At 41.2% G+C, this 21456-nt stretch carries 16 protein-coding genes; 12 read left to right on the plus strand and 4 right to left on the minus strand.

Annotated elements, in window-relative coordinates; all coding sequences use genetic code 11:
* Positions 1-11 precede the first annotated feature (11 nt).
* From V7K60_RS25280 to V7K60_RS25290, 3 genes are all read left to right on the plus strand, one after another.
* Positions 12-3041 carry a zinc-dependent metalloprotease gene (locus V7K60_RS25280; protein WP_334929466.1) on the plus strand — a complete coding sequence of 1010 codons (3030 nt, stop codon included), beginning with the start codon at positions 12-14 and terminating at the stop codon, positions 3039-3041.
* Positions 3042-3171: 130 nt separating this feature from the next.
* Positions 3172-3717 carry a hypothetical protein gene (locus tag V7K60_RS25285; RefSeq protein WP_334929468.1) on the plus strand — a complete coding sequence of 182 codons (546 nt, stop codon included), beginning with the start codon at positions 3172-3174 and terminating at the stop codon, positions 3715-3717.
* A 153-nt stretch (positions 3718-3870) separates the two neighbouring features.
* Positions 3871-4206 (plus strand): XisI protein, encoded by a 336-nt coding sequence (locus tag V7K60_RS25290; RefSeq protein ID WP_334929470.1) that lies wholly within the window; start codon positions 3871-3873, stop codon positions 4204-4206.
* A gap of 185 nt (positions 4207-4391) precedes the next feature.
* Here the strand turns inward: V7K60_RS25290 and V7K60_RS25295 are convergent, their stop codons facing one another.
* Positions 4392-5123, minus strand: coding sequence for a DUF1995 family protein (locus V7K60_RS25295; RefSeq protein ID WP_334929471.1), 732 nt, complete (start codon positions 5121-5123; stop codon positions 4392-4394).
* Positions 5124-5359: 236 nt separating this feature from the next.
* On the opposite strand from V7K60_RS25295, the gene V7K60_RS25300 reads away from it, so the two are divergent.
* The 4 genes from V7K60_RS25300 to V7K60_RS25315 all read left to right on the plus strand — a co-directional run bounded on the left by V7K60_RS25300 (position 5360) and on the right by V7K60_RS25315 (position 9832).
* Positions 5360-6172 (plus strand): DUF2382 domain-containing protein, encoded by an 813-nt coding sequence (locus V7K60_RS25300; RefSeq protein WP_334929473.1) that lies wholly within the window; start codon positions 5360-5362, stop codon positions 6170-6172.
* Between the two features lie 460 nt (positions 6173-6632).
* Positions 6633-7604: a DUF2382 domain-containing protein gene (locus V7K60_RS25305; RefSeq protein WP_334929474.1), complete on the plus strand. Its 972-nt coding sequence runs from the start codon at positions 6633-6635 to the stop codon at positions 7602-7604.
* Positions 7605-7861: 257 nt separating this feature from the next.
* Positions 7862-8740 (plus strand): YsnF/AvaK domain-containing protein, encoded by an 879-nt coding sequence (locus V7K60_RS25310; RefSeq protein WP_334929476.1) that lies wholly within the window; start codon positions 7862-7864, stop codon positions 8738-8740.
* A gap of 177 nt (positions 8741-8917) precedes the next feature.
* Positions 8918-9832: an ion channel gene (locus tag V7K60_RS25315; RefSeq protein ID WP_334929478.1), complete on the plus strand. Its 915-nt coding sequence runs from the start codon at positions 8918-8920 to the stop codon at positions 9830-9832.
* A gap of 20 nt (positions 9833-9852) precedes the next feature.
* Here the strand turns inward: V7K60_RS25315 and V7K60_RS25320 are convergent, their stop codons facing one another.
* The gene (locus V7K60_RS25320; RefSeq protein WP_334929480.1) at positions 9853-10047 is read right to left on the minus strand and encodes a hypothetical protein; all 195 of its coding nucleotides are present in this window, start codon (positions 10045-10047) and stop codon (positions 9853-9855) included.
* A gap of 260 nt (positions 10048-10307) precedes the next feature.
* On the opposite strand from V7K60_RS25320, the gene V7K60_RS25325 reads away from it, so the two are divergent.
* Positions 10308-12026 carry an alpha/beta hydrolase gene (locus tag V7K60_RS25325; RefSeq protein WP_334929482.1) on the plus strand — a complete coding sequence of 573 codons (1719 nt, stop codon included), beginning with the start codon at positions 10308-10310 and terminating at the stop codon, positions 12024-12026.
* Positions 12027-12195: 169 nt separating this feature from the next.
* On the opposite strand, the gene V7K60_RS25330 is transcribed toward V7K60_RS25325, so the two are convergent.
* On the minus strand, positions 12196-13452 hold the full coding sequence (locus V7K60_RS25330) for an HlyD family efflux transporter periplasmic adaptor subunit (RefSeq protein ID WP_334929484.1): 1257 nt from the start codon (positions 13450-13452) through the stop codon (positions 12196-12198).
* Between the two features lie 1157 nt (positions 13453-14609).
* Between V7K60_RS25330 and V7K60_RS25335 the strand changes: the two genes are divergently transcribed.
* Complete coding sequence (locus tag V7K60_RS25335; protein WP_334929486.1) at positions 14610-15431, plus strand: SDR family NAD(P)-dependent oxidoreductase; 822 nt, start codon at positions 14610-14612, stop codon at positions 15429-15431.
* A 314-nt stretch (positions 15432-15745) separates the two neighbouring features.
* Here V7K60_RS25335 and V7K60_RS25340 read toward each other — a convergent pair whose 3' ends face one another.
* Positions 15746-16984 (minus strand): ScyD/ScyE family protein, encoded by a 1239-nt coding sequence (locus V7K60_RS25340; RefSeq protein WP_334929488.1) that lies wholly within the window; start codon positions 16982-16984, stop codon positions 15746-15748.
* A gap of 504 nt (positions 16985-17488) precedes the next feature.
* On the opposite strand from V7K60_RS25340, the gene V7K60_RS25345 reads away from it, so the two are divergent.
* The 3 genes from V7K60_RS25345 (at position 17489) to V7K60_RS25355 (ending at position 21443) form a co-directional block, all read left to right on the plus strand.
* Entirely contained in the window at positions 17489-18985 is a 1497-nt protein-coding gene (locus V7K60_RS25345) for a glycosyl hydrolase family 57 (protein WP_334929490.1), read from the plus strand.
* 216 nt (positions 18986-19201) lie between these two features.
* The gene (locus tag V7K60_RS25350; RefSeq protein ID WP_334929492.1) at positions 19202-20359 is read left to right on the plus strand and encodes an FIST signal transduction protein; all 1158 of its coding nucleotides are present in this window, start codon (positions 19202-19204) and stop codon (positions 20357-20359) included.
* A gap of 7 nt (positions 20360-20366) precedes the next feature.
* Positions 20367-21443, plus strand: coding sequence for a sensor histidine kinase (locus tag V7K60_RS25355; protein ID WP_334929494.1), 1077 nt, complete (start codon positions 20367-20369; stop codon positions 21441-21443).
* Positions 21444-21456: the final 13 nt, after the last annotated feature.

The raw sequence follows: 21456 nt of genomic DNA on the forward strand, positions 1-21456 counted from the left end.
TCATGAATGCAATGAACAGATTAACCTTTTATATGATTTTGTTACATAGTTTGTTTTTAGGGATAGCGACAGCTAGCGCTAAGTCACCGTTTGTTAACAATGTTGATACAGATTTGTCAGCCAACCAAATCGTTGTAGAAGATGTGGTTACAGCCAGAAATGAAAAAAAATCCCATAGTCAGTTATCGACAGAAACTTCTTCAATTAAAATCTCAGCTTTATCATTAAAGGATATTAGTACTCCTGAGAAACAGAGGCTACCATCAGGGCAAGTTTGGGTAGTTAATCAAAATAAACACGTACAGCCTCAACCGTTTATTTGGATAGTCAAAAACCTAAAACAAGCAAGTCAGCAACCATTTTTACAAGTTGTAAAACCAGCAGAAAAACCGAATGCAAAGCCTAAACCTAGTCCTAAACCAGCAGCAAAAGATGATTTAGAGCCATTTGACGAAGTAATTAAAAATACCCAAAAGTCAGGGGGATTGTTCACACTTTATCGCAATAAAGAAAAGAATAAGATTTATCTAGAAATTAAGCCAGAACAACTTAATAAAAATTACCTAGCTACCGCAACCCTGGAATCCGGTATTGGCGAACAAGGTATTTACAGTGGTATGCCTCTGCAAGATTTTTTGTTTTATTTCCAACGGGTAGATGATAAACTACACTTTGTCATCCGCAATGTGAATTTTCGCACTCGTGAGGGAGATCCCCAGGTGCGATCGCTGACGCGATCTTTTAGTGACTCTGTTCTCTACACAATTTCCATCAAAAGCATTCATCCACAACGCAAAACTATTCTCATTGACTTGGGAGATTTGTTACTCACAGACTTAGCTGGATTATCTGCAAGTTTAGGAGTTCCCGCAAGCACAGACCAGTCCTATTTTGGTACTGCTAAAGCCTTTCCCCAAAACTTAGAAGTCGAGTCAGTTTTGAATTACTCTAGTAGCGTTGAACCCAACAGTGAAGTAGCAAGCTTTGCATCGCTAGCTGACAACCGTGGCTTTACCCTGCGCGTCCATTACAGTCTCTCCCAACTACCCGATCAAGATTATCGACCGCGCTTTGCTGACGATCGCATTGGCTATTTCATCACCGCGTACCAAGATTTATCCAAAGACGATGATCGCAGCGATTCTTTTGTCCGCTACATCAATCGTTGGCATTTAGAAAAACAAGACCCGAAAGCAGTCATTTCTCATCCCAAAAAACCGATTGTCTTCTGGATTGATAACGCTGTACCCTTAGAATACCGCGATGCCATGAAAGAAGGCGTTCTCATGTGGAACAAAGCCTTTCTCAAAGCCGGATTCAAGGATGCAATTGAAGTCCGCCAAATGCCAGATGATGCTACCTGGGACCCGGCAGATATTCGTTACAACACGATTCGCTGGATTAATACAGTCGATGGCTACTTTGCGATGGGGCCATCCCGCGTTAACCCATTGACAGGGGAAATTTTGGATGCAGACATTCTGGTAGATGCTAGCTTTATCCGGGCACTCAAGAGTGAATATCGCAAAATCGTCCAACCCAGCCAAACAGAAAATCGCACTACCTTATCAGCTTTGATGCAAAATCGTCTACTTTGCGGCAATGGTTTAGATGCGAAAAACAATGGTGTGCCCCAGAAGATGCAAGGGCAACAGGGGTTGTTGAATCGTTTATCGAAAATGGCAGGCGAATACGATCTATGCTACGGGATGGAAGCTGCTAACCAGTTTGCCTTTGGTTCACTGGCGATGTCACTGCTGCCTGATACTATGGCTACTCCAGACCAGGTGAAAGAATATATTAATCAATATCTACGTTTAATCATCGCTCACGAAGTTGGACATACTCTTGGTTTACGTCATAACTTCCGTGGTAGCACGCTGCTACCACCACAAGAGATGAATAATACAGAAATTACCAAAAATAAAGGTCTGACAACTTCTGTCATGGACTATATTCCTCCAAATATCGCCCCTCAAGGGACAAAACAAGGAGATTATTTTCCGAGTATGGTGGGGCCTTATGATGAATGGGCAATTAAGTACGGCTACACAATAATTCAGACATCAACTCCCGTAGCAGAAAAGCCAATTTTGGAGGAAATTGCTGCACAATCCTACAAGCCAGAGTTGAGTTATTCCACAGATGAAGATGTATATGACCTTGACCCCACAGCTGATGCTTGGGATAACAGCGGTAATGTGCTGCTTTATTCTCAGTGGCAGTTGAATAATTCGCGGGTGATGTGGGAACGTCTGGATAAGCGTTTCCCAATGGCTGGTGATAGTTACAGCGATGTCAGCGAACGTTTTAGCACAGTATTGGGTAACTATTTCCAGCAAATATATTTCACAACAAAATACATTGGGGGGCAATCTTTCTATCGCATTCACCCCAGCGAGATACCTTCTGAGAAAGTCTCTGGAGTCCCCCAACACCGTTTACCATTTGAACCAGTACCAGTTGAAGAACAACGCCAAGCTTTAGAAACGCTACAAAAATATGTATTTGCAGAAGATGCCCTCAGTTTTTCACCAGAATTACTGAATAAATTAGCACCTTCTCGTTGGCGACATTGGGGTAGTTCTCCACAAGTTGGTCGTTTGGATTTTCCCATTCATGACTTAGTGCTACTGATGCAGGGTTCTGTGTTGCGAGATTTACTCTCAGGCGATCGCCTCTCTCGTCTTAAGGATATTGAACTCAAAACTCCCGAAGGAAAAGCACTGAGTTTGCCAGAACTATTTGACACTTTACAGTTTGGTATTTGGACGGAAGTTATTCAACCAAAAGGTAAACCAATGAAGATCGCCAGTTTGCGGCGAGGCTTGCAGCGTCAATATTTGGACATTTTGACTGGTATGGTATTGCGAAAAGAAAATGTTCCAGAAGATGCTCGTACTTTAGCATGGTATAAACTAAAACAACTTGATGAAAAACTCAAGGGTGTTAATTCTGAGGATGAATACACCAAAGCGCACTTATTAGAAACGCGCGATCGCATTGAGAAAGTGTTAAATGCGCCATTGCAAGCGAATTAAAAAAGTTAGGAGTTAGCACTTTCAAATTAGTGGTGTTAAAAATGACCTATAACCCCAACCCAAAAAACACTATTTGTTTGAATTTCATGCGACTAACATCCTTTATTCCACTTACAAAAGAAGGTGGTAAATGCAATACAAATGGATAGTTTCACTCGTCGTTCTACCTTTATTAACGGTTAGTTGTATTTATGCTGTACGTGGACAGTCAACTCCTCAAGTTGTGCAACCAGGAAAACCTGTACTTACTGTAGGATCTGAGATACCTGTAACTATCTCTCTTTTGGCAGAAAAAGTTTTACAAGGAAGAGATGGGGTTCAATTCCTGCCAATGAATCCTCCAGATAATTTACCTGTTTCTGCTACAGAAGCTCTTGAATTAGCAAATAAAACAACGCTTTCACTTTTAACTAGAAAGCCAATTAGGACTACGGTTGAGTTTATGAATTATACAGACGCTTCCCGAGGTATGCAGAATAGAATGGTATGGAAAGTTACTTATTGGGGTGCTCCAATAGTAATGGTTGGCCCTGCTTCTAGTACAAATCTTTCTCAACCTAAAGTTCAACAACCAAATAGTCAAAGGGCAATAACTTATGTTCTAATAGATCCTCTCGCTCCTAATCCCAAAGACGACTTTATTTCTAGGGTTTCAGCAGGCCCAACCAGTGACTAACAAGGGGGTAAAAGTAGTGAGAAGCTCAGATCCCCGACTTCTTGAAGAAGTCGGGGATCTTTTTGTTCGTAACTCCTGCAAGGATTGCTATATTATCCAGCGCAGTCAGATCAATCTGATAGTTTATGATGTGGAAACGGAGGAAATTATCCGATGGCAGATTTAGATAGATATCGAGAGTGTATTCGGCAATTACTTACAGAATATGCTCAACGCGCCTCCTCTAATAATGAAATTGAAGCTCAAACAATTTTTGACGTAGAACAAGACCATTACCAACTCATATATATTGGTTGGCAAAATAGACGTAGGGTTTTTGGCCCTGTGATGCATTTTGATATTAAAAACGGCAAAATTTGGATTCAGTGGAATGGTACAGAAGAGGATGTAGGTGAGCAACTTACAGCAATGGGAGTACCAAAACACGATATTGTGGTTGGGTTTCACCCGCCTTACATACGGCAGTATACAGATTATGCTGTAAGTTAAAGGGTTGTTGCTAAACTACTTGTAAAAATATCATTCGCTCTACGCGTGCTGCACCTTTAAGAAACTGTAAGCGATACACATCTAGATTGTTCAATTTTTCCTAGTAAGTATAACCAATGCGATGTATAAAAACTCAAAATAAGGCAGCAGATAATAAAATATATCTCTGCTACCTCTGCATTATCCTAACTACTCAATGCTTTTAAGAACCGTTGCAAACTCTTAAATACACTGGGCTTTTTCGCAGGTGTCGCGTCTGTTGTTTGCGGTTGTCCTTTTAAAACAATAAGATCCAAATCATCACCAGATGGTTTTGTGGGTAATTCGGCAATTCTTTGATATTCGCCGCCGGTTTCCAGCCAAACTTCCCACTGTCCTGGGTAGCAGCGATATAGGGCACTTTGATCGTCGATGGGGCGCACGTAATAGGCTGATTCAATGGTACTGATAAAGCGATCGCGGATTTTTCTCGCTGTATAACCAATACCCACAACCCCAGAATCTTCTAAACGGGGATTTAACAAAACTAAAGGGCGATCGCCTATTACTTCACACAGCTTTTCCAACTGCGGCACTTCTACAGATGTGGGGGCAATGAATAAGAAAATTTCATCCTCTGGCTGAATTTTTGTCTGCAAGGAAGCAGCCCTACCCGTACCAATATCCAAAATTTGAAATGGTGCATCTGCCCAATCACGACGGGCTAGAGCCGCAGCCCCAGCGTCAGCAAAGAAAATCTTCAAACGGGAATCATAATCTGTAAACGCTGGCAGAAATTGTTCCGCCACCGGCATAAACTTTAGTTCTGGGAACAGGAACTCAACTTGTAAGCGAGTACAGCCATCTGCAAGGGCAGCTTGGACGGCTACACGAGATTGGGCGATCGCATCTTCAAGAGTATTTGGAAGTTCACTCATAATCTGTATGGTTCTGTAGTATCTACTCCCATTGTTTCAGTATTGGCTCTTAATTAGGACTGACGCAGACGAGATCGCTCAATCCCCTTAAAACGCAGGGCTGTTTCACTTGAGTATTCCCCTAATAATATAAATCCTCAAATATCTCCATTGAACTCAGTCGCCAGCAGGAGGATACTTAGGACAATATTTTTTAGACTAGTAAATAAACCTTATAAACAACTTAGGAACAGCGTATGCCTCTTCATAAACTTGAACATTTTGACCAAAATTATCGAGATAGTTTTGGCGGAGACGATCTCAAAGCGCTGGATATTTATACTGACGGAGGAGACAGAGTTGGCTCGGTTGCTGACGTTTTAGTTGATGATGATGGTCATTTTCGGTATTTAATTATTGATATCAGCTTAGATTTTGTTAGCAAGAAAATCTTACTACCAATTGGTCTTTGCCGGATCAGTTATCCAGAAAGACGCGTCTATGTTGATGGGTTAAGTAGACAGCAAATAGAAGGTTTACCCGATCACACAGAAGACGCGATCATTAATAATGATTATGAAGAAAAGGTACGTACTGTATTTCGTTCCCCAACTAGCGGTGTGAGTTACGATCGCGATACATACAACTACCAACAAGATCCAGATTTATATGGGTTGAATGAGCAATCTCATCAAACTTTTAAACTCTATGAAGAACGATTAATTGCCAACAAACACCGCATCAAAATTGGAGAAGTAACCGTTGGTAAGCATATTGAAACAGAAACTGTACGCGTTACAGTACCCGTTCAAAGAGAACGAGTTCTGATTGAGCGAGTTACGCCAATAGAAGCAGGAAAGGTTGTAAATTCTAATGAACTTCAGTTTCAAGAAGGGGAAGTAGCACGCATAGAAGTGTATGAAGAAACGCCTGAGATACATAAAGAAGCGTTTTTGCGTGAAGAAGTCCGGGTGAAGAAAGTAGTAGAACAGGACACTGTGGAAGCACAAGATACTATTCGTCGAGAAGAGTTAGATGTTGATACTGCGGGGAATTTACATGTGCAATAATATGGTGTTGCTGCATATAAAGTTATTTAATTAGCTGGTTTATAAATTTGTTTGATAGATTTATTTAAAAATAATCATTCAGGCAAAGTAAATTTTTATCTCTGCCTGTGTTTTTTATTCAATAACAAGATTCTCGACTTTCTAAGAAGTCGGGAGTCTTAACATTAAAAAAAATTATATTTTGAGAACACATGTACAGATCCAAAGATACAAAACTTTGCGGTAAGGATTTTAATATATATAGTGAATTCTGTCTAATAAAGCTAGATATATCTTTACAAAAGTAAAACGAGATGCTCCTAATTTCATGTCTATAGTTAGCCATATCAATCAAAATTCTCTATAACTTTCGGTTATTTAACCCTGAAAATAATTCATTCGGCAGAAGGATGTGCAAAAATAAATAAATGTCTAGTTTAGTTGTTAGGAGATGACAAAAAAATATTTGAGGTTAAACATAATGGTTCTTTACAAATTAGAAGATTTTGAGCCTAGCTATCAAGAGAGCTTTGATGGTCATGACATTAAAGGGCTGGGTGTATATACACAGGGAACTGATGAAAAAGTTGGTACTGTTAGCGATGTTTTAGTTGATGAAGAAGGTCATTTTCGCTATCTAGTTGTTGACTTAGGCTTCTGGATTTTTGGTAAAAAAGTATTACTGCCAATTGGCCGCGCCCGTATTGATTATAACGTTGATCGCGTTTACACAATTGGCTTGACTAGAGAGCAAGCTGAAGATTTGCCTGAGTTTAATGAACGTCAAACCCTTGATTACGACTATGAAGAACGGGTGCGTGGTGTATATCGCCAACCCACAAACTACAACCTTCCTGTAGAAGCTGCAACACCATTAGACCCTTTAGCAGGATTAGATCCTTTAGGATCGCCTGTAACACCATTAGGTACAACTCCAACTTACGCCCGTGATAGCTATACTTCCGAAAATGAGCCTCCATTAGGTACAACTCCTACAACTCCTAGTTACGCCCGTGATAGCTATACTTACGAAAATGAGCCTGCTTTATACGGGTTAAATGAGCAAGATAATCAAACTCTGAAATTGTATGAAGAACGGCTGATTGCCAGCAAACGACGCCAAAAAACTGGAGAAGTAACAATTGGCAAGCGTGTTGAAACTGATACTGCACGGGTTGCAATACCAGTAGAAAGAGAACGAGTTGTGATTGAGCGTGTAACTCCAGCAGATGCAGGTACGGCTGTTTCTGGGCGCGAAGCAGACTTCCGTGAAGGTGAAGTTGCTCGCATAGAAATCCATGAAGAAACTGCTGATGTTCGCAAAGAAGCATTTTTGCGTGAAGAAGTCAGAGTTAGAAAAGTAGTCGATCAAGACACAGTTGAAACTCAAGAAACCGTGCGTCGTGAAGAGTTAGATGTTAATTCTGGTAATCTTCCGATTGAAGAACGCTAACTAAACATAGTCATTAGTTACTAGCTAATGACTAATAATTAATTCTATACAGTACAGGTAAGGCTGTTGAATTAGCTTTACCTGTGCTTACAATAGCTCATACCACTTAGAACTTTTGATTGCAAATATTACTCTGGATATGAGTTGGATAAATGCAGCGATCGCCAATATTTTCTAAATGGTATCCAGATGATTAATACATTTAATTTAGCTAAGTAGAAAGCAGTTAGTAAACTTTCCAGATAAATAGCCAAACTATGGCAAAAAATACTTTACAGGCAAAGGGTAATTCTCGCACTATCTCCTCGCTGGCAGATTTAAGAAAGAAGGTGAACAATTTTGCTGTGTTTGATAATCAAGGTCAGCTAGTAGGAGTAGTTCATGATTTAATTGTGGATGGTAATCGTCGGCTAAACCTCGTTATATCTAACCAGGCTAATCAAAAAACTGCTGAATATAGCCAGCAGTTAGCTGAGAAACATCCTTCTTTATTTCAGTTGCAGAGCCAGAGAATAAAAAAAATAGACAAGCCGACTCAATCTGTTTTCATAGACTTAAACAAATCAGAAATTGAATATATGCCTGAATATTTAGAATCAGAAACACCAGGCGATTTAAACTCAACTGAGCAACTAGCTAACAATCAAATGATAAATAGCCCAGTTGAGTCATTAAATAATTTAGAACAGGTTCCTGAAGAACAGATTATTCGTCTACTAGAAGAACGACTAGTTGTTGAAAGCAGTAAGCGTAAAGTTGGTGAGGTAATTGTTCGCAAAGTAATTGAAACTCGGATGGTACAAGTTCCTGTCCGGCGTGAAAAGCTGATTGTGGAACAAATTGGCCCAGAACACAAACAACTCGCAGAAATTGATTTAGGACAAGGAGAAATTCCTGGCGTTGACTTGGCTGAACTCGAAAGACTTGAAGTTACACATTTTGACAACGGTTTAACGGTAAGCGGCGAATTTAGCTCACCTAAAATTGCTAATTTATTATTGAATGCGATCGCACTAGAACGAAATAACGGCTGCAAGCAGGTGCGTGTTACCATTACTGTTGAAGATGAGTCACACCAGAAAAAATACCAGGAGTGGTTTGACCGCTGTTCTAAAAGTCAATCATTAAAGCCATAACAATAAGTTTCTAGCAGATAAATTAGTAGGGTGGGCATTGCACACCCTATTTTTGTGCTGATTTAAGAAAAGAAAGTTTAAATTTCCACTCCCTACTCTCTAATTGTCTAGAGTGAATGTCTCTAAAGCAACTTAATTTACAATACTAAGCAGTTGCCGTTCTTTTGGCTACTTGCAATGAAATTTCGACTGAAGAGACTTTCACTCAAGAAACGACACCGTCCGATCTCACCGATTAAAATTGAAGTTCAAGATGGAAAATTTGAGATTATAGGTATGGGTGCATGGCATTCCTACTGGCGCGATCCCTATCATCTGCTGTTAACGATTCCCTGGACTGGCTTTCTGCTCCTGATTTGTACTTTCTATGTAACTATTAATGCTCTATTTGCCCTAGCTTACTTGATCGGAGGAGATTGTATTGCCAACGCCCGATCAGGCTCTTTTTTAGATGTCTTTTTCTTTAGCGTCCAAACCCTAGCATCCATCGGCTATGGGGCAATGTATCCAAAAACAACTTACGCCAACATTATTGTCACCATCGAAGCAATGATCGGTTTGGTGGGAATTGCTGTGATGACAGGACTAGCCTTTGCTCGATTCTCTCGGCCTACAGCCCGTGTACTCTTTAGCCGTGTTGCTGTCATTACAGTTCATGATGCGATGCCGACTCTCATATTTCGCAGTGCTAATAAGCGTCGCAATACGATTCTGGAGGCGCAGATGCGAGTCTACTTGATGCGCGACGAAGTAACCCTAGAAGGACAATTCATGCGTCGGTTCCACGATCTCAAACTGGTGAGGAACCAAACACCTAGCTTCACGTTAAGCTGGTCAGTGATGCATGTGATTGATGAGTTTAGTCCTTTATATGGGATGACACCAGAATCATTAACCCAGACAAATACTATGCTGATTGTTTCTTTGAGTGGCATTGATGAAACGGTTGTCCAGGTCGTCAATGCCCGTCATAGCTATGGTGCTAATGAGATTTTGTGGAACAATCAATTTGTCGATATCTTTCACCACACACCCGATGGAAATCGCTACATTGATTACAACCGCTTCCACGATGTTTTACCTTTAGAGTGAAGGGGTGAAATTCCTGAAAATTACTCGGAAGTCTGATTGAATAGTGGTTGTAAGGGTTTAACGACCACTCGACCATTTTCAATTACAGTGCAACTTTTAACCGCACTCTTACTGTGGTTAACTGGCACATCCTGGCACTGCTTTTGGTAGGAGATATTTTGCTCTTGTTGTTGGTTGAGGACGACAACAGAACAGGCGCAGGAAGCAAAGGACATATAACTTAATTTTGATCTCTTTTGATCTCTATATCTATTATCGCTCTACTGATGCTGTTTGACTGAAAAATTTGCTACTTATGTAATTTTGATCGTTAAAAGCTCCTGCCTGTCAAATTTATGGTAAGTACTTGCTTTATTGTGCTTCTAGCCTGTTTGATATATCTAAACCAATTCAACAGGAAAGCGGTTATATATCCCGCCCCGCTTTCCTCCCTGCTTAAACAAGTTTAAGCAGGGTTAGATAGTGGGTTTTTCTAATGAAAAAATTTTTGAGATATCTGGGTTTAGGTTTGCTATCTACGTTCTTGACTGCTACTCCCGGATTGGGGGCTGAACGCATTAGCTTTTATTATCCTCCCTTCGGCGAATTTTCCTTATCGGTGGATTCGTTGGAAACCTTTGCGAAAGTTGGCAAAATCGATCAGGATTTTTCATTTTATGCTAGTCGTGCGACTCCTGAACAACTTGCTCAATTGCGGGATCTACTCCAGCAGCGCTTTAATATCACTCCTACACTAGTATCTCAAGTTACCTACTCACCGATAGGCGAGCAGCTGGTGCAACAACTGGGAAAATTACTCCTCACTGAGTCTCGAAAAAATGGCTTCTATGCCATACGTGCCTCTTTAATTTTGTCTGCTGCTGATCAAAAAGAGGGGTTAACGGTTGTCAATTTATTGCGGAAATTTCCTAGCGATACTATCCGGGTGAATTTCACAGAGGGGTTAAGGATAGTCGATGACTTGTCGCAATTGATCAAAAGAAAGGATGAAGTTTTTGCCTCTCTTCAAAAAGAAGCGATCGCTCAAGCAGCCACTTCCAACATTGATTTCTCCCAAAAACCAGATTTGCGATCGCCAGGAAAATTTACCTGGCAGAAAAAAAGCCTGGAGTTAAATGACATTTCTCGCTCACGCCGTCTACCTGTGGATATCTATCTGCCATCAGCAGGTTCACAAAAAGCTGGAGATTTACTCTCGCCTCCCTTTCCTCTAATTGTAATTTCTCACGGACTGGCCTCAGACCGCTCTACCTTTGTCTACTTGGCTGAACATCTAGCATCCTATGGTTTTGCCGTTGCAGTACTAGAACACCCTGGTAGTAATGCCGAACGCTTTCAACAATATTTTGCGGGTTTGGCAGGGCCGCCTGATGCAGCAGAATTTATCAACCGACCTTTGGATATCAAATATCTACTCAATGAACTCCAGCGTCTAGATAAATCCGATCCCACCCTCCAGGGAAAACTCAATTTTCAGCAAGTTGGGGCGATCGGTCAGTCTTTTGGTGGTTATACTGTTTTGACTTTAGCAGGAGCGAATATTAACTTTAGTCAACTGAGGCAAGATTGTAAACCCGATAATTCATCCTTTAATTTGTCGCTGTTTTTGCAGTGTCAAGCAAACGATTTACCTCCAAAAAATTACGAACTCAAAGACGATCGCATCAAGGCGATCGTTGCGATTAATCCCATTGACAGCTCAGTTTTGGGTCAGGCGGGAATCAGTCAAATTAAAATTCCGGTCATGCTGGTAGCAGGTAGTCAAGATGTTTTCGCACCACCCGTATCTGAGCAAATTCGCCCCTTTACCTGGCTTTCTGACTCCAATAAGTACCTGGCTTTAATTGAAAATGCCACCCACTTCTCAGCGATCGCCGAACCTACTCCTCAAAACGATGTCTTACCTGTGCCACCTGCCTTGCTGGGCCCCCCCGATCGTGCTGCTGTTTATTCCTATCTCAACGCCCTCAGCGTCGCTTTTTTAGAAACCCATCTCCTTAACCGCCCTGAATATCGTTCCTATTTGCAGCCTTCTTACGCGACTTTTATCAGCAAAGAGCCGCTTAATCTCAGTATTTTACAGTCGTTGTCAGTAGCTCAGTTGAATCAAGTTTGGAGTGGATCAACTCCCCAGTCTAGCAAACCATCAAATCCTCAACCTACTCCTGCCCCTTATCAACCTTTGAGGCAATGAAACACCCCTGTCGCTTTTGCAGGGGGTTGGAGGGATCAAAAACCTGTGGTGCAACTCTCAAATACTTGTGTCTACACACAAGTATTTGAGGAGAATTAGGGAGGATCGAGGTTTCCGGTTTTGCGTAAATTCTGAGTGGTTCTCAATGGCGTGGAATACAGGAAGAAGCCTACAAATCTGTTAGCAGCCTTGCTTTTCTCAGAATAAATGTCATTACGGTTTCTTTTTTGGAAATGATATCAGCTGTAACTTCCATCCCTGATTGAATGGGATAGGATTTATCGCCCTTTTTTAAATAAAGTCTCTCTGCCTCAATTGTCACCTCATAGTAAGGCGGAATTGGATTGCCGTTAACTTGAGATGTAATAGCGTCGGCGGTTACGGCTCTGACAGCACCTTTGAGGATACCGTAATCTGGGTAAGGATAGGCAGAAAGCCGCATTTGTACTTCCCCTTGTGAACATTTTGTTACTTGTACGACTTTACACACCTGTACTTTGCTAATATCAGAAGCGGCAACACGGGCTTTGATCACCAGAGGTGCTTTACTAGGAGCAATTTGAGCGATCGCATCCCCAATCTGCACAACTTGCCCAGGATTTCTTAATTCTAGTTTCAGGATAGTGCCTGCCTCTGAAGCCTGAATTACAGTTTTTTGCAGTTCTGTTGAGAGTTGTTTTAGCTCTTCTTGAGCGCTGCTGATTTGATTTTGAATTTCTACTTGACGGCCAATCAGTTCTTGTTTTTCTTTGTTCAATGTAGCTAGGGTAGACTCACCCTTTGCCTGTTCTTGAGGAATCCTTTCTTGGGCGATCTCCACATTTGCGCTACTGGGATTGAGTCCAGTTTTGATCTGTTCTAATTTGGCAAGTGCTGCTTTGAAAGCTTGTTCTTTTTCCTTAATTTGTAGAGTTGCGATCGCTCCAGTATCTGCTAGCTGCTGATATTGCCTCAGTTCCTCCTTTGCTAACTCCACAGAGGCTTCTACTTCTTCCACTTCTGCCTGAGTCGTAATTTGCTTGTCTTTATAGTCCCGTTGATTACGACTCAGATCGGCTTGCGCAGAGATAATCGCCCGCCGCATCGAGTTGGACTCAGCTGTGATTTGAGTCTGTAGCGCTCTTAGTTGTGCATCGATTTGCGTTCTTTGTAAATGATTCTGCCGAATATTTCCGGCAATTTGGCTTTTTTTACTTTGTAATTGGGTGTCGTAGAGCAGTGCAATCTCATCTCCCTTTTTCACAACTTGATTTTCTTTCACCCTAATGCTTCTAACTGTTCCCTTTACTGCTGCTTGCACTAACCGTATTTCTTCCGTGGGACGGACAGTACCATCTGCTCTTACTACTATGTTGTATTGAATGACACTTGCAAGTCCAAAAGCAACACCAACACTTGCAATTAAAAATATCCCTCCCCAATGCATCGGGGAGGGTTAGGGTGGGGTAAAACTGACGCAAAAAACCAGGTGAGTTAGCTATTTGAGACTTGTGTATACACCGTAGCCTTGGTAAGGGGGGACGGCTCAGACATTGAGATCAAAAGTGCGATGCCTGGCTCTGGGCTAATGAACGAAACCCAACATTTTGCTTGGTTTCTTGGGTAACGCTTATGCTCAACCCAACCTACGAATATTTTTAACCGAGCAGTATTCATATCCATCCTTGCTGCGAGTAAGCCGATTTAACCGTGGGGTAATAATTAATAATTACGTAAATGTACGGAGTGCAGTTTTCGGCGGAATCATCAATTTGGAATCATATTGACTTACACTTCAGATCGCCGATTTATTAGAGAAATCGGCGATCTTATTGTTCGAGAACAATTGAAGTTTGCTATGGACCAGGCAAGTCTCAAGCATTACTTTGATGAACTCAAAGCTAAACCTAAACAAATTACTATTTATCATAAAGTTTTGGCAGATAATTTCAGACAACGATCTAGCTCTTTTTGATTATTTTCAATAAATAAAAGCCATCAACCTTACTTTTCAAGAAAACAGTAAATATACTGTTGCAATTATATGAGTTAGCTAAAAGTTCTAACTATTGCAACCATCAGCCAAAATGCTATATGTCTTTTTTGTTTCTAAATCATGAATTAGATATCACAATTTCCTAAAACAAGGCTATTTGTCAGGAAAATGAGATATTTATACTGAGGGATTCATAAAAACTTATTTAATAAAATCTTTTGTATATATATACTTGTCGTTAAGAAGTATTAAGAAATCCTGATTAAAGAATATTGCAATAGCTTGATTTAATTGCTAACGTGTGTATGACAGCAATGCTGATGAACGCTCGGATCTAGGAGAAATAAAATCTATGAGCTATAACCATTCAGCCAAGTGTGTTAGGCTTTGACGGGTTCAAAACGAGAAATTTCTGCCTCATATAGACAACTATGAGGGATTGCAGATTAACCAAGAAATATCTGGTTGCTAAAGGCTTAGTTTCAGTTTGATTTGAATTGTGATTGATTATTTGTCTTACTTTGTGCCGACAAGGAGGTAGCTCTTGCTTGTGTGTATCGGCAATAACGAAGAGTTTGGTAAGACTTAAATTTTAGAGGATAAAACCAATGGAGATTCAAGGTAAAGTTGCCCTAATTACAGGGGCTTCGCGTGGAATTGGACGAGCGATCGCCCTCGAATTAGCGCAACAAGGTATCAAACGGATGATATTGGTAGCACGCGATCGCCGCAAGTTATTGGAGGTAGCCAACGAAATCGAGGCTATGGGTACAGAAGCTGCGATCGTGGCCTTAGATTTGACGCAAACAATAGAAGTAAATATCGCTGTTGCTCAACTATGGCGCAATTATGGACAGATTCACCTGCTGGTTAATTGTGCGGGAGTCGCATATCAAAGTTCATTTTTGCAATCTAAAATGCCCCAAGTTCAAGAAGAACTCTCTGTGAACTTGTTGGGAATGTACAACCTCACTAGTTTGATTGCTCGACGCATGGCCAGCCAAAGACAAGGGACAATTGTCAATGTATCGAGCCTGATGGGGAAAGTGGCTGCACCAACGATGGCGACATACTCAGCAACCAAGTTTGCCATCTTAGGATTTACCCAAGCCTTGCGCCAAGAACTAGCCGAACACAATATCCGCGTCATTGCATTACTGCCTTCTCTGACAGACACAGACATGGTGCGCGACTTAAAATTATTTCGCTGGGTGATCCCCATGACTCCCCAGCAAGTGGCTAAAGCACTCGTCAGCGGAATGCAGAATGATTCATCAGAAATTTTAGTCGGATGGCAAAGTCATTTAGCCGTGTTGTGTCAACGCCTCGCCCCTTGGTTGTTAGAGCTAATTTTACGAATAGCAACACCACCAGCACCAAAAAGACAACGGTTTATTGAAAAACTTACCCCTTCGCGTAGCGTCTCGTAGAGAAGGGGGGACGCCGAAGGCGATCGCTTCAGTAGTGCTGAGTGCTGAGTGCTGAGTGTTGAGTGTTGAGTTGTTGAGTGTTGAGTGTTGAGTTGTTGAGTGCTGAGTGTTGACGTTACTCAGCACTCAGCAAGGACATATCCTAAGCACAGTCCCCCGCAGGCATTCCTATCTTTGCTCTATATGGGCACGACTACCCTATATGCTGAGTGCAATTAATTTTACTTTTTACTCAGCACTCATTACTCAGCGAGAAGTCAGATCGGCGGAAGCCACCGATCTGAACTTCGGTGACTCAGCACTGTTTTGGTGACTCAACACTCCTGAACAAACTTGTCCGAAATCTTCACTCCTTTGGCTTTACCCTTGTGCAAAAAAGTAAGGCTCACAGTGCCAAGAAATGCTAATAAGCTGAAAGTAGAAGTAGATTCAGGAACAGACTTGGAATTCTCAATTTTGATAACTTGTCCTTGTCCTGGGCCATCGCCTCGGTTTGTCACGTAAATAGCATCATCAGCACCAATAGTCAAAGCAGTAGGAGACTCTAATCCATTGCCATTAAGAATAGTTGTGCGAGTCCCATCCCTCGCTATTTTAATTACAGAACCATCTACATTACCTTTCCAGAGTGACTGATTAGCGTACTGCAAAGCATATAAATTACCCTGACTATCAAAATCTAAGTCAGTAAGTTGGGTAAAGCCATCGGTATAAACTGTTGGTTGACCATCAGCACCAACTCGATAGATTTTTGCTTCACCTTCTGGAAAAGGGAAACCAGTTAATTGGCTAATATAATAAGCGCCATCTGGGCCTTTAGCGATATTTGTGGGTACTGCTTGGATTTCAAATGGCGATGACGATGCACCAGAGGGAAAAATTGGATTAGTTAATGTCTGCCGGGGAATTGTGGCGATCGCCTTTAAATTACTGCCATCAGTACCTACGCTGAGTAACTCGTTAGCACCAGTATCAACTGCAACAATCTTATTTCCATCTAAAAGAAGAGAGAAGGGATTGCTAATTAGATCGCCTCCATCGGTATTATTTGCAAGTTCATAATTAGCTAAATCAGCAACACTAGTCCAGGAATTTGTATTGAAATTAGCAGTGATGATTTTTCCCAAGTCAGTGTTACCTAATGTGGCTCGAAATGTGGGATCAGAAGCATACCCAATTGCAATATAAGGTTTGCCACTGGCATCAAATTTTATATCATGAGGCCCAGCAGTATCAGTACCATCTGGTAATGCTAAAGAAGGAAGTCCTGTAAGTACACGTTCTTGTGTACCATTTCCAATTTTTGTCACTGCACCAGTTGTGCCATAACATAAAGATTGACCTGCGGCACTCGGTGAAGGAACACAAGCTCCACTTCCGCCTGTTCCTGCCTCTGTGACATAGAGACTGCCGTCAGGGCCAAAACTTAGACCCCGTGGACTATTAAGATCGTCGGCAATTACTGAAAATGATGCCGCTTCTGCTGCTTTCATTCCCGAAAAAGCAGCAATACAAACACTCAAAAATGTAATTCCAAATTGTTTTAGTTTCATTAGACCCGTCCTAAAATTAAATTTGCATAAATCAAAGATAGAGAAGTTTGATATTTTTTAACTTGTTAATATTTATACCAATTTTCTCCAAGAAGGCAACAGATTCAAACCTAAAAATTTGTCGTTGGATAAGACAGGAGGCAAAGGAAAGACGGTTATAACCTCGTTTATCTTTCTTTATATAATTTAGTTTTATGATGCCAACTTACTTAGATGAAATCTGAATTTGTTAATTTCGAGTTGTATCATACCATTTTCAAAAATTTTTGCAACATATTGAATTATCTGTAGTGATGTACAGATGTACGCCTCTAACAACAAATTAAATAGGATGGCTGTATATTTTCTAACATTATTTATATAAGTGGAATATCTGAACTGTTGAATTACACAGATATTGCAGACTACAAAGCGATCGCAGTTTGCATTAATAGATAAAGTTGTAGATCAGAAATTGCTGTGCGATCGCATAATTAGACATACCTTGTTTCAGAGCAATCAGAAATGCTTTCCTTCCCCACAACCCTGACTCCTTTGCCCGAAATCATTGATGGCTTGCCGAATATTTCTGGTTGGGAAACAGAGGTTCTCTCTGTAGTTAACCACGATCAACCAGTATTTTTACCAACAACGAATATTCGTTTAGAAGACGTAAATGCTGTGTTTGCGATCGCCTTACACATGCACCAGCCAACTATACCTGCTGGAAATGGCGGTACACTCATCAGCAATCTGCAATATATGTTTGAACATCCTCATGAAGGGGATAACCACAATGCAGATCCTTTTGCATATTGTTATAGCCGTATGGGTGACTTGATCCCCGAACTTGTAAGTCAAGGTTGCAATCCCCGTGTGATGTTGGATTACTCTGGTAATCTTCTGTGGGGACTGCGGCAAATGGGACGCGGTGATGTTCTGGATAATCTTAAACGTATCACTTGCGATCGCACCTACCAACCTTATGTAGAGTGGCTGGGTACAATGTGGGGTCATGCAGTTATTCCTTCCACACCCATAGCAGATATTAAATTACAGATAGTTGCATGGCAACATCACTTTGCGGCAATTTTCGGTTGGGAAGCACTAGCGCGAGTCAAAGGATTTTCGCCCCCAGAAATGCACCTACCAAATCACCCTGATGCTCTCTTTGAATTTGTGAAAGCGCTAAAAGAATGTGGATATCGCTGGTTACTTGTTCAAGAACATTCTGTAGAAACTCTTACTGGTCAATCTCTGACTTATAAACATTTACCACATCGTCTAATTGCCCGGAATTCTCAAGGCGAAACAATTAGCATCACAGCTTTAATTAAAACCCAAGGTTCCGATACGAAATTAGTTGCTCAGATGCAGCCTTATTACGAAGCTAAAACATTATCTAAACAACAAATTGGCAGTGTGTTTGTACCACCAATAGTTAGCCAAATTGGCGATGGTGAAAATGGCGGCGTGATGATGAATGAATTTCCTAGCGCTTTTAAACAAGCTTGGTGGGATATGGTAAATAATGGGGGAGGAAAATCAGGTGTAGTTGGGATGTGTGGTACAGAATATTTAGAATTAATCGAAGCTGCTGGATGCAAACCTGAAGATTATCCAACTTGTCAGCCAGTAGGACAACATCAAATTTGGGAGCGAGTTTCACCAGATAATATTCAACCACAAGCTGTAGAGAATACCATTCAAGAATTAAAGCAAACAAACTCTAATTTTCATCTGGATGGAGCCTCGTGGACAAATCATATTAGTTGGGTAAAAGGATATGAAAATGTGTTGTCTCCCATGTATCAATTAAGCAGTTTATTCCATCAAAAGATAGATCCATTACTGCAAACTGACTCAGCAGAACCGATTACTAGACAATCTCAATACCGTAACGTTCTCCTACATAACCTTTTGCTGCAAACTAGTTGTTTTCGTTATTGGGGACAAGGCGCTTGGACTGATTACGCGCGGGACATTTATCAACGTGGCGAAAATTTATTGCAGATGAATTGAACAGGAGACTGGAAACTAGGGAGTTGATTTTGTAGAAAATGCTCCCCAAGTTTGTTAAGCATATTTCGTATCGTCAGATACAGCGAAAAAAAACAATCAGGTGAATCGAGATTTAGTTCAAGTAAGTGGGAAATCTAAATGTAGGTTACTGGGTGCTGATATCAAGATTGAATTAGCACGCTAGGATTCAAACTTACGATAAGGTAGCAGATAGTTGTGTTTCGAGTTGTTGTTGGTCATAGTGACGATCCTGATTCTCAAAATGCGATCGCTGAAGTTCTTCAAGAATGTAGCCGTTCCCTTGCAGGAGCAATTCCTCAGGCTGGACTTTTATTCACTGCTATAGACTTTGACCATGCGTTAATTTTGCAACGCATCCAGGATGCTTTCCCCAGAATTGAGTTGATTGGTGGAACTACGAATGGAGAAATCTCCTCAATTCTGGAGTTTCAGCAAGATTCTCTAACTTTAATGCTGTTTGCTAGTGATGAAGTGGAAATTTGGGCAGGTATTGGACGAGGAGCATCCAAAAATCCAGCCCTTGCAGCCCAACAAGCGATCGCACAAGCAAAGGCAAAGAGTGCATCCCTACCCCAATTGTGCCTCACCTTTCCCGATAGTTTGACGAGCAATGGGGTCTTGATTTTAGAGGGTTTAAAACAAAGCCTGGGAGAGGATGTTCCGATCATTGGGGGAACGACTGCCGATGACTATACCTTTGATAAAACCTACCAATTCTTCCAGGGTGAAGTATTGAGTGATTCAGTTCCAGTGCTGTTATTCTCTGGAAAACTACTATTTTCTCACGGAGTTGCCTGTGGTTGGACTCCCATTAGTCAACGTAGCCGTGTAACTAAAGTGGATGGCAACGTCGTTTATGAAATTGATGGACAGCGTGCCTTAGATTTCTATCAGCATTATCTTGGTGAAGAAAGATTTGCATCCAATTATGCCATCTATGCTCTAGCAGTTTTTGAGGATCAAAATCATTTCTATTTACGGGCACCCAATGGCTACGATCAACAGTCTGGTAGCGTGAAGTTCTTTTTAGATATTCCTGAACAGGCAGTTGTACAAATCACCGATGCAACTCGTGACAATATTCTGTCCGCTTCAGAGACATCCTTAAAGAATGCTCTTGCCGATTATCCAGGTGTGGAGCCAACAGCAGCATTACTTATTTCCTGTGCAGCCCGTCGGCGAATTCTGGGAACTTTGACAAGACTTGAATATCAGCTTGTGAAAACTCATTTACCAAAGGCATTGCCTTGCTGTGGTTTCTACGCTTACGGTGAAATTGCTCCTTTGGTTGACAAAGGTCAAACGCAATTTCACAATAAAACGTTTGTCACACTGCTAATGGGAACAAAATAAGTAGTGTATGGATAACCAAGACGATTCCATACAGCTCCAAGAGTTGAAAAAGAAAAACCGTATCTTGCAAAAAAAGCTAGAACGCTGTGAAGCTGAACGCCGCCAGCTAGAAACTGACATTAGTACGAAGGAATTTTTATTGAAGAAAGTTATTTGTGAGTTAGAAGACTCTCGCACAGACTTGCAGTATAGAAGCCTAGAGTTAGAAAATACGTTAGATAGCTTGCATTTTATGCAAGCTCAAATGATTCAAAGCGAAAAGATGTCTGCCCTGGGTCAAATGGTGGCAGGCATTGCTCACGAAATCAACAATCCTGTTAGCTTTATTCACGGAAACCTCAGCCATATAAAGCAATATACCCATGACTTACTAGGACTGGTCGAGCTTTATCACCGTTACTTCCCCAACCCCCCTGCTGAAATTCAAACTGAACGCGAAACCATCGATTTAGACTTTCTAGAAAAAGACGCGATTATGGTATTGGACTCAATGAATATCGGGACGGAGCGTATCCGAAATATTGTGCTGTCACTACGTAACTTCTCGCGCCTAGATGAAAGTGAGTTCAAAGCGGTAGATATTCATGAAGGCATCGACAATACTTTGATGATTTTGCAGCACCGCATCAAAGCCACTGACAAAAGTCCACAGATTCAGATTATCAGAGACTACGGCAATTTATCCAATGTAGAATGCTACGCCGGACAGCTAAACCAGGTATTTATGAATATTCTAGTAAATGCTCTCGATGCCCTTGAAGAACTCAATACCGAACGAACTTATCAAGAAATCCGGGATAATCCGAGTTGTATCACGATTCGTACCTCTGTCGTTGATTTGAAATGGGTAAAAATTGCGATCGCAGACAATGGTTCTGGGATTTCTGAATCGATTCAAAAACAGATTTTCAATCCCTTCTTCACAACCAAACCTGTTGGTAAGGGAACAGGAATGGGAATGGCTATCAGCTATCAAATCATCACCAAAAAACATGGCGGCAAGTTAGAATTTTTTTCCACACCTGGAAAGGGAACGGAGTTTGTGGTTCAAATTCCTATCCAGCAGAAAATTTGTCTAATATAACGAAACGTTATCA

Source organism: Nostoc sp. (assembly GCF_036917555.1).
Classification (GTDB): Bacteria; Cyanobacteriota; Cyanobacteriia; order Cyanobacteriales; family Nostocaceae; genus Nostoc.

Excerpts from the sequence above, each read along its gene's own strand:
- V7K60_RS25285 (WP_334929468.1), top strand. The coding sequence starts at position 3,172 with ATGCAATACAAATGGATAGTTTCACTCGTCGTTCTACCTTTATTAACG.
- V7K60_RS25330 (WP_334929484.1), bottom strand. The coding sequence starts at position 13,452 with ATGCATTGGGGAGGGATATTTTTAATTGCAAGTGTTGGTGTTGCTTTT.
- V7K60_RS25290 (WP_334929470.1), top strand. The coding sequence starts at position 3,871 with ATGGCAGATTTAGATAGATATCGAGAGTGTATTCGGCAATTACTTACA.
- V7K60_RS25340 (WP_334929488.1), bottom strand. The coding sequence starts at position 16,984 with ATGAAACTAAAACAATTTGGAATTACATTTTTGAGTGTTTGTATTGCT.
- V7K60_RS25325 (WP_334929482.1), top strand. The coding sequence starts at position 10,308 with ATGAAAAAATTTTTGAGATATCTGGGTTTAGGTTTGCTATCTACGTTC.
- V7K60_RS25320 (WP_334929480.1), bottom strand. The coding sequence starts at position 10,047 with ATGTCCTTTGCTTCCTGCGCCTGTTCTGTTGTCGTCCTCAACCAACAA.
- V7K60_RS25280 (WP_334929466.1), top strand. The coding sequence starts at position 12 with ATGAACAGATTAACCTTTTATATGATTTTGTTACATAGTTTGTTTTTA.
- V7K60_RS25345 (WP_334929490.1), top strand. The coding sequence starts at position 17,489 with ATGCTTTCCTTCCCCACAACCCTGACTCCTTTGCCCGAAATCATTGAT.
- V7K60_RS25300 (WP_334929473.1), top strand. The coding sequence starts at position 5,360 with ATGCCTCTTCATAAACTTGAACATTTTGACCAAAATTATCGAGATAGT.
- V7K60_RS25355 (WP_334929494.1), top strand. The coding sequence starts at position 20,367 with ATGGATAACCAAGACGATTCCATACAGCTCCAAGAGTTGAAAAAGAAA.
- V7K60_RS25315 (WP_334929478.1), top strand. The coding sequence starts at position 8,918 with ATGAAATTTCGACTGAAGAGACTTTCACTCAAGAAACGACACCGTCCG.
- V7K60_RS25310 (WP_334929476.1), top strand. The coding sequence starts at position 7,862 with ATGGCAAAAAATACTTTACAGGCAAAGGGTAATTCTCGCACTATCTCC.
- V7K60_RS25305 (WP_334929474.1), top strand. The coding sequence starts at position 6,633 with ATGGTTCTTTACAAATTAGAAGATTTTGAGCCTAGCTATCAAGAGAGC.
- V7K60_RS25295 (WP_334929471.1), bottom strand. The coding sequence starts at position 5,123 with ATGAGTGAACTTCCAAATACTCTTGAAGATGCGATCGCCCAATCTCGT.
- V7K60_RS25335 (WP_334929486.1), top strand. The coding sequence starts at position 14,610 with ATGGAGATTCAAGGTAAAGTTGCCCTAATTACAGGGGCTTCGCGTGGA.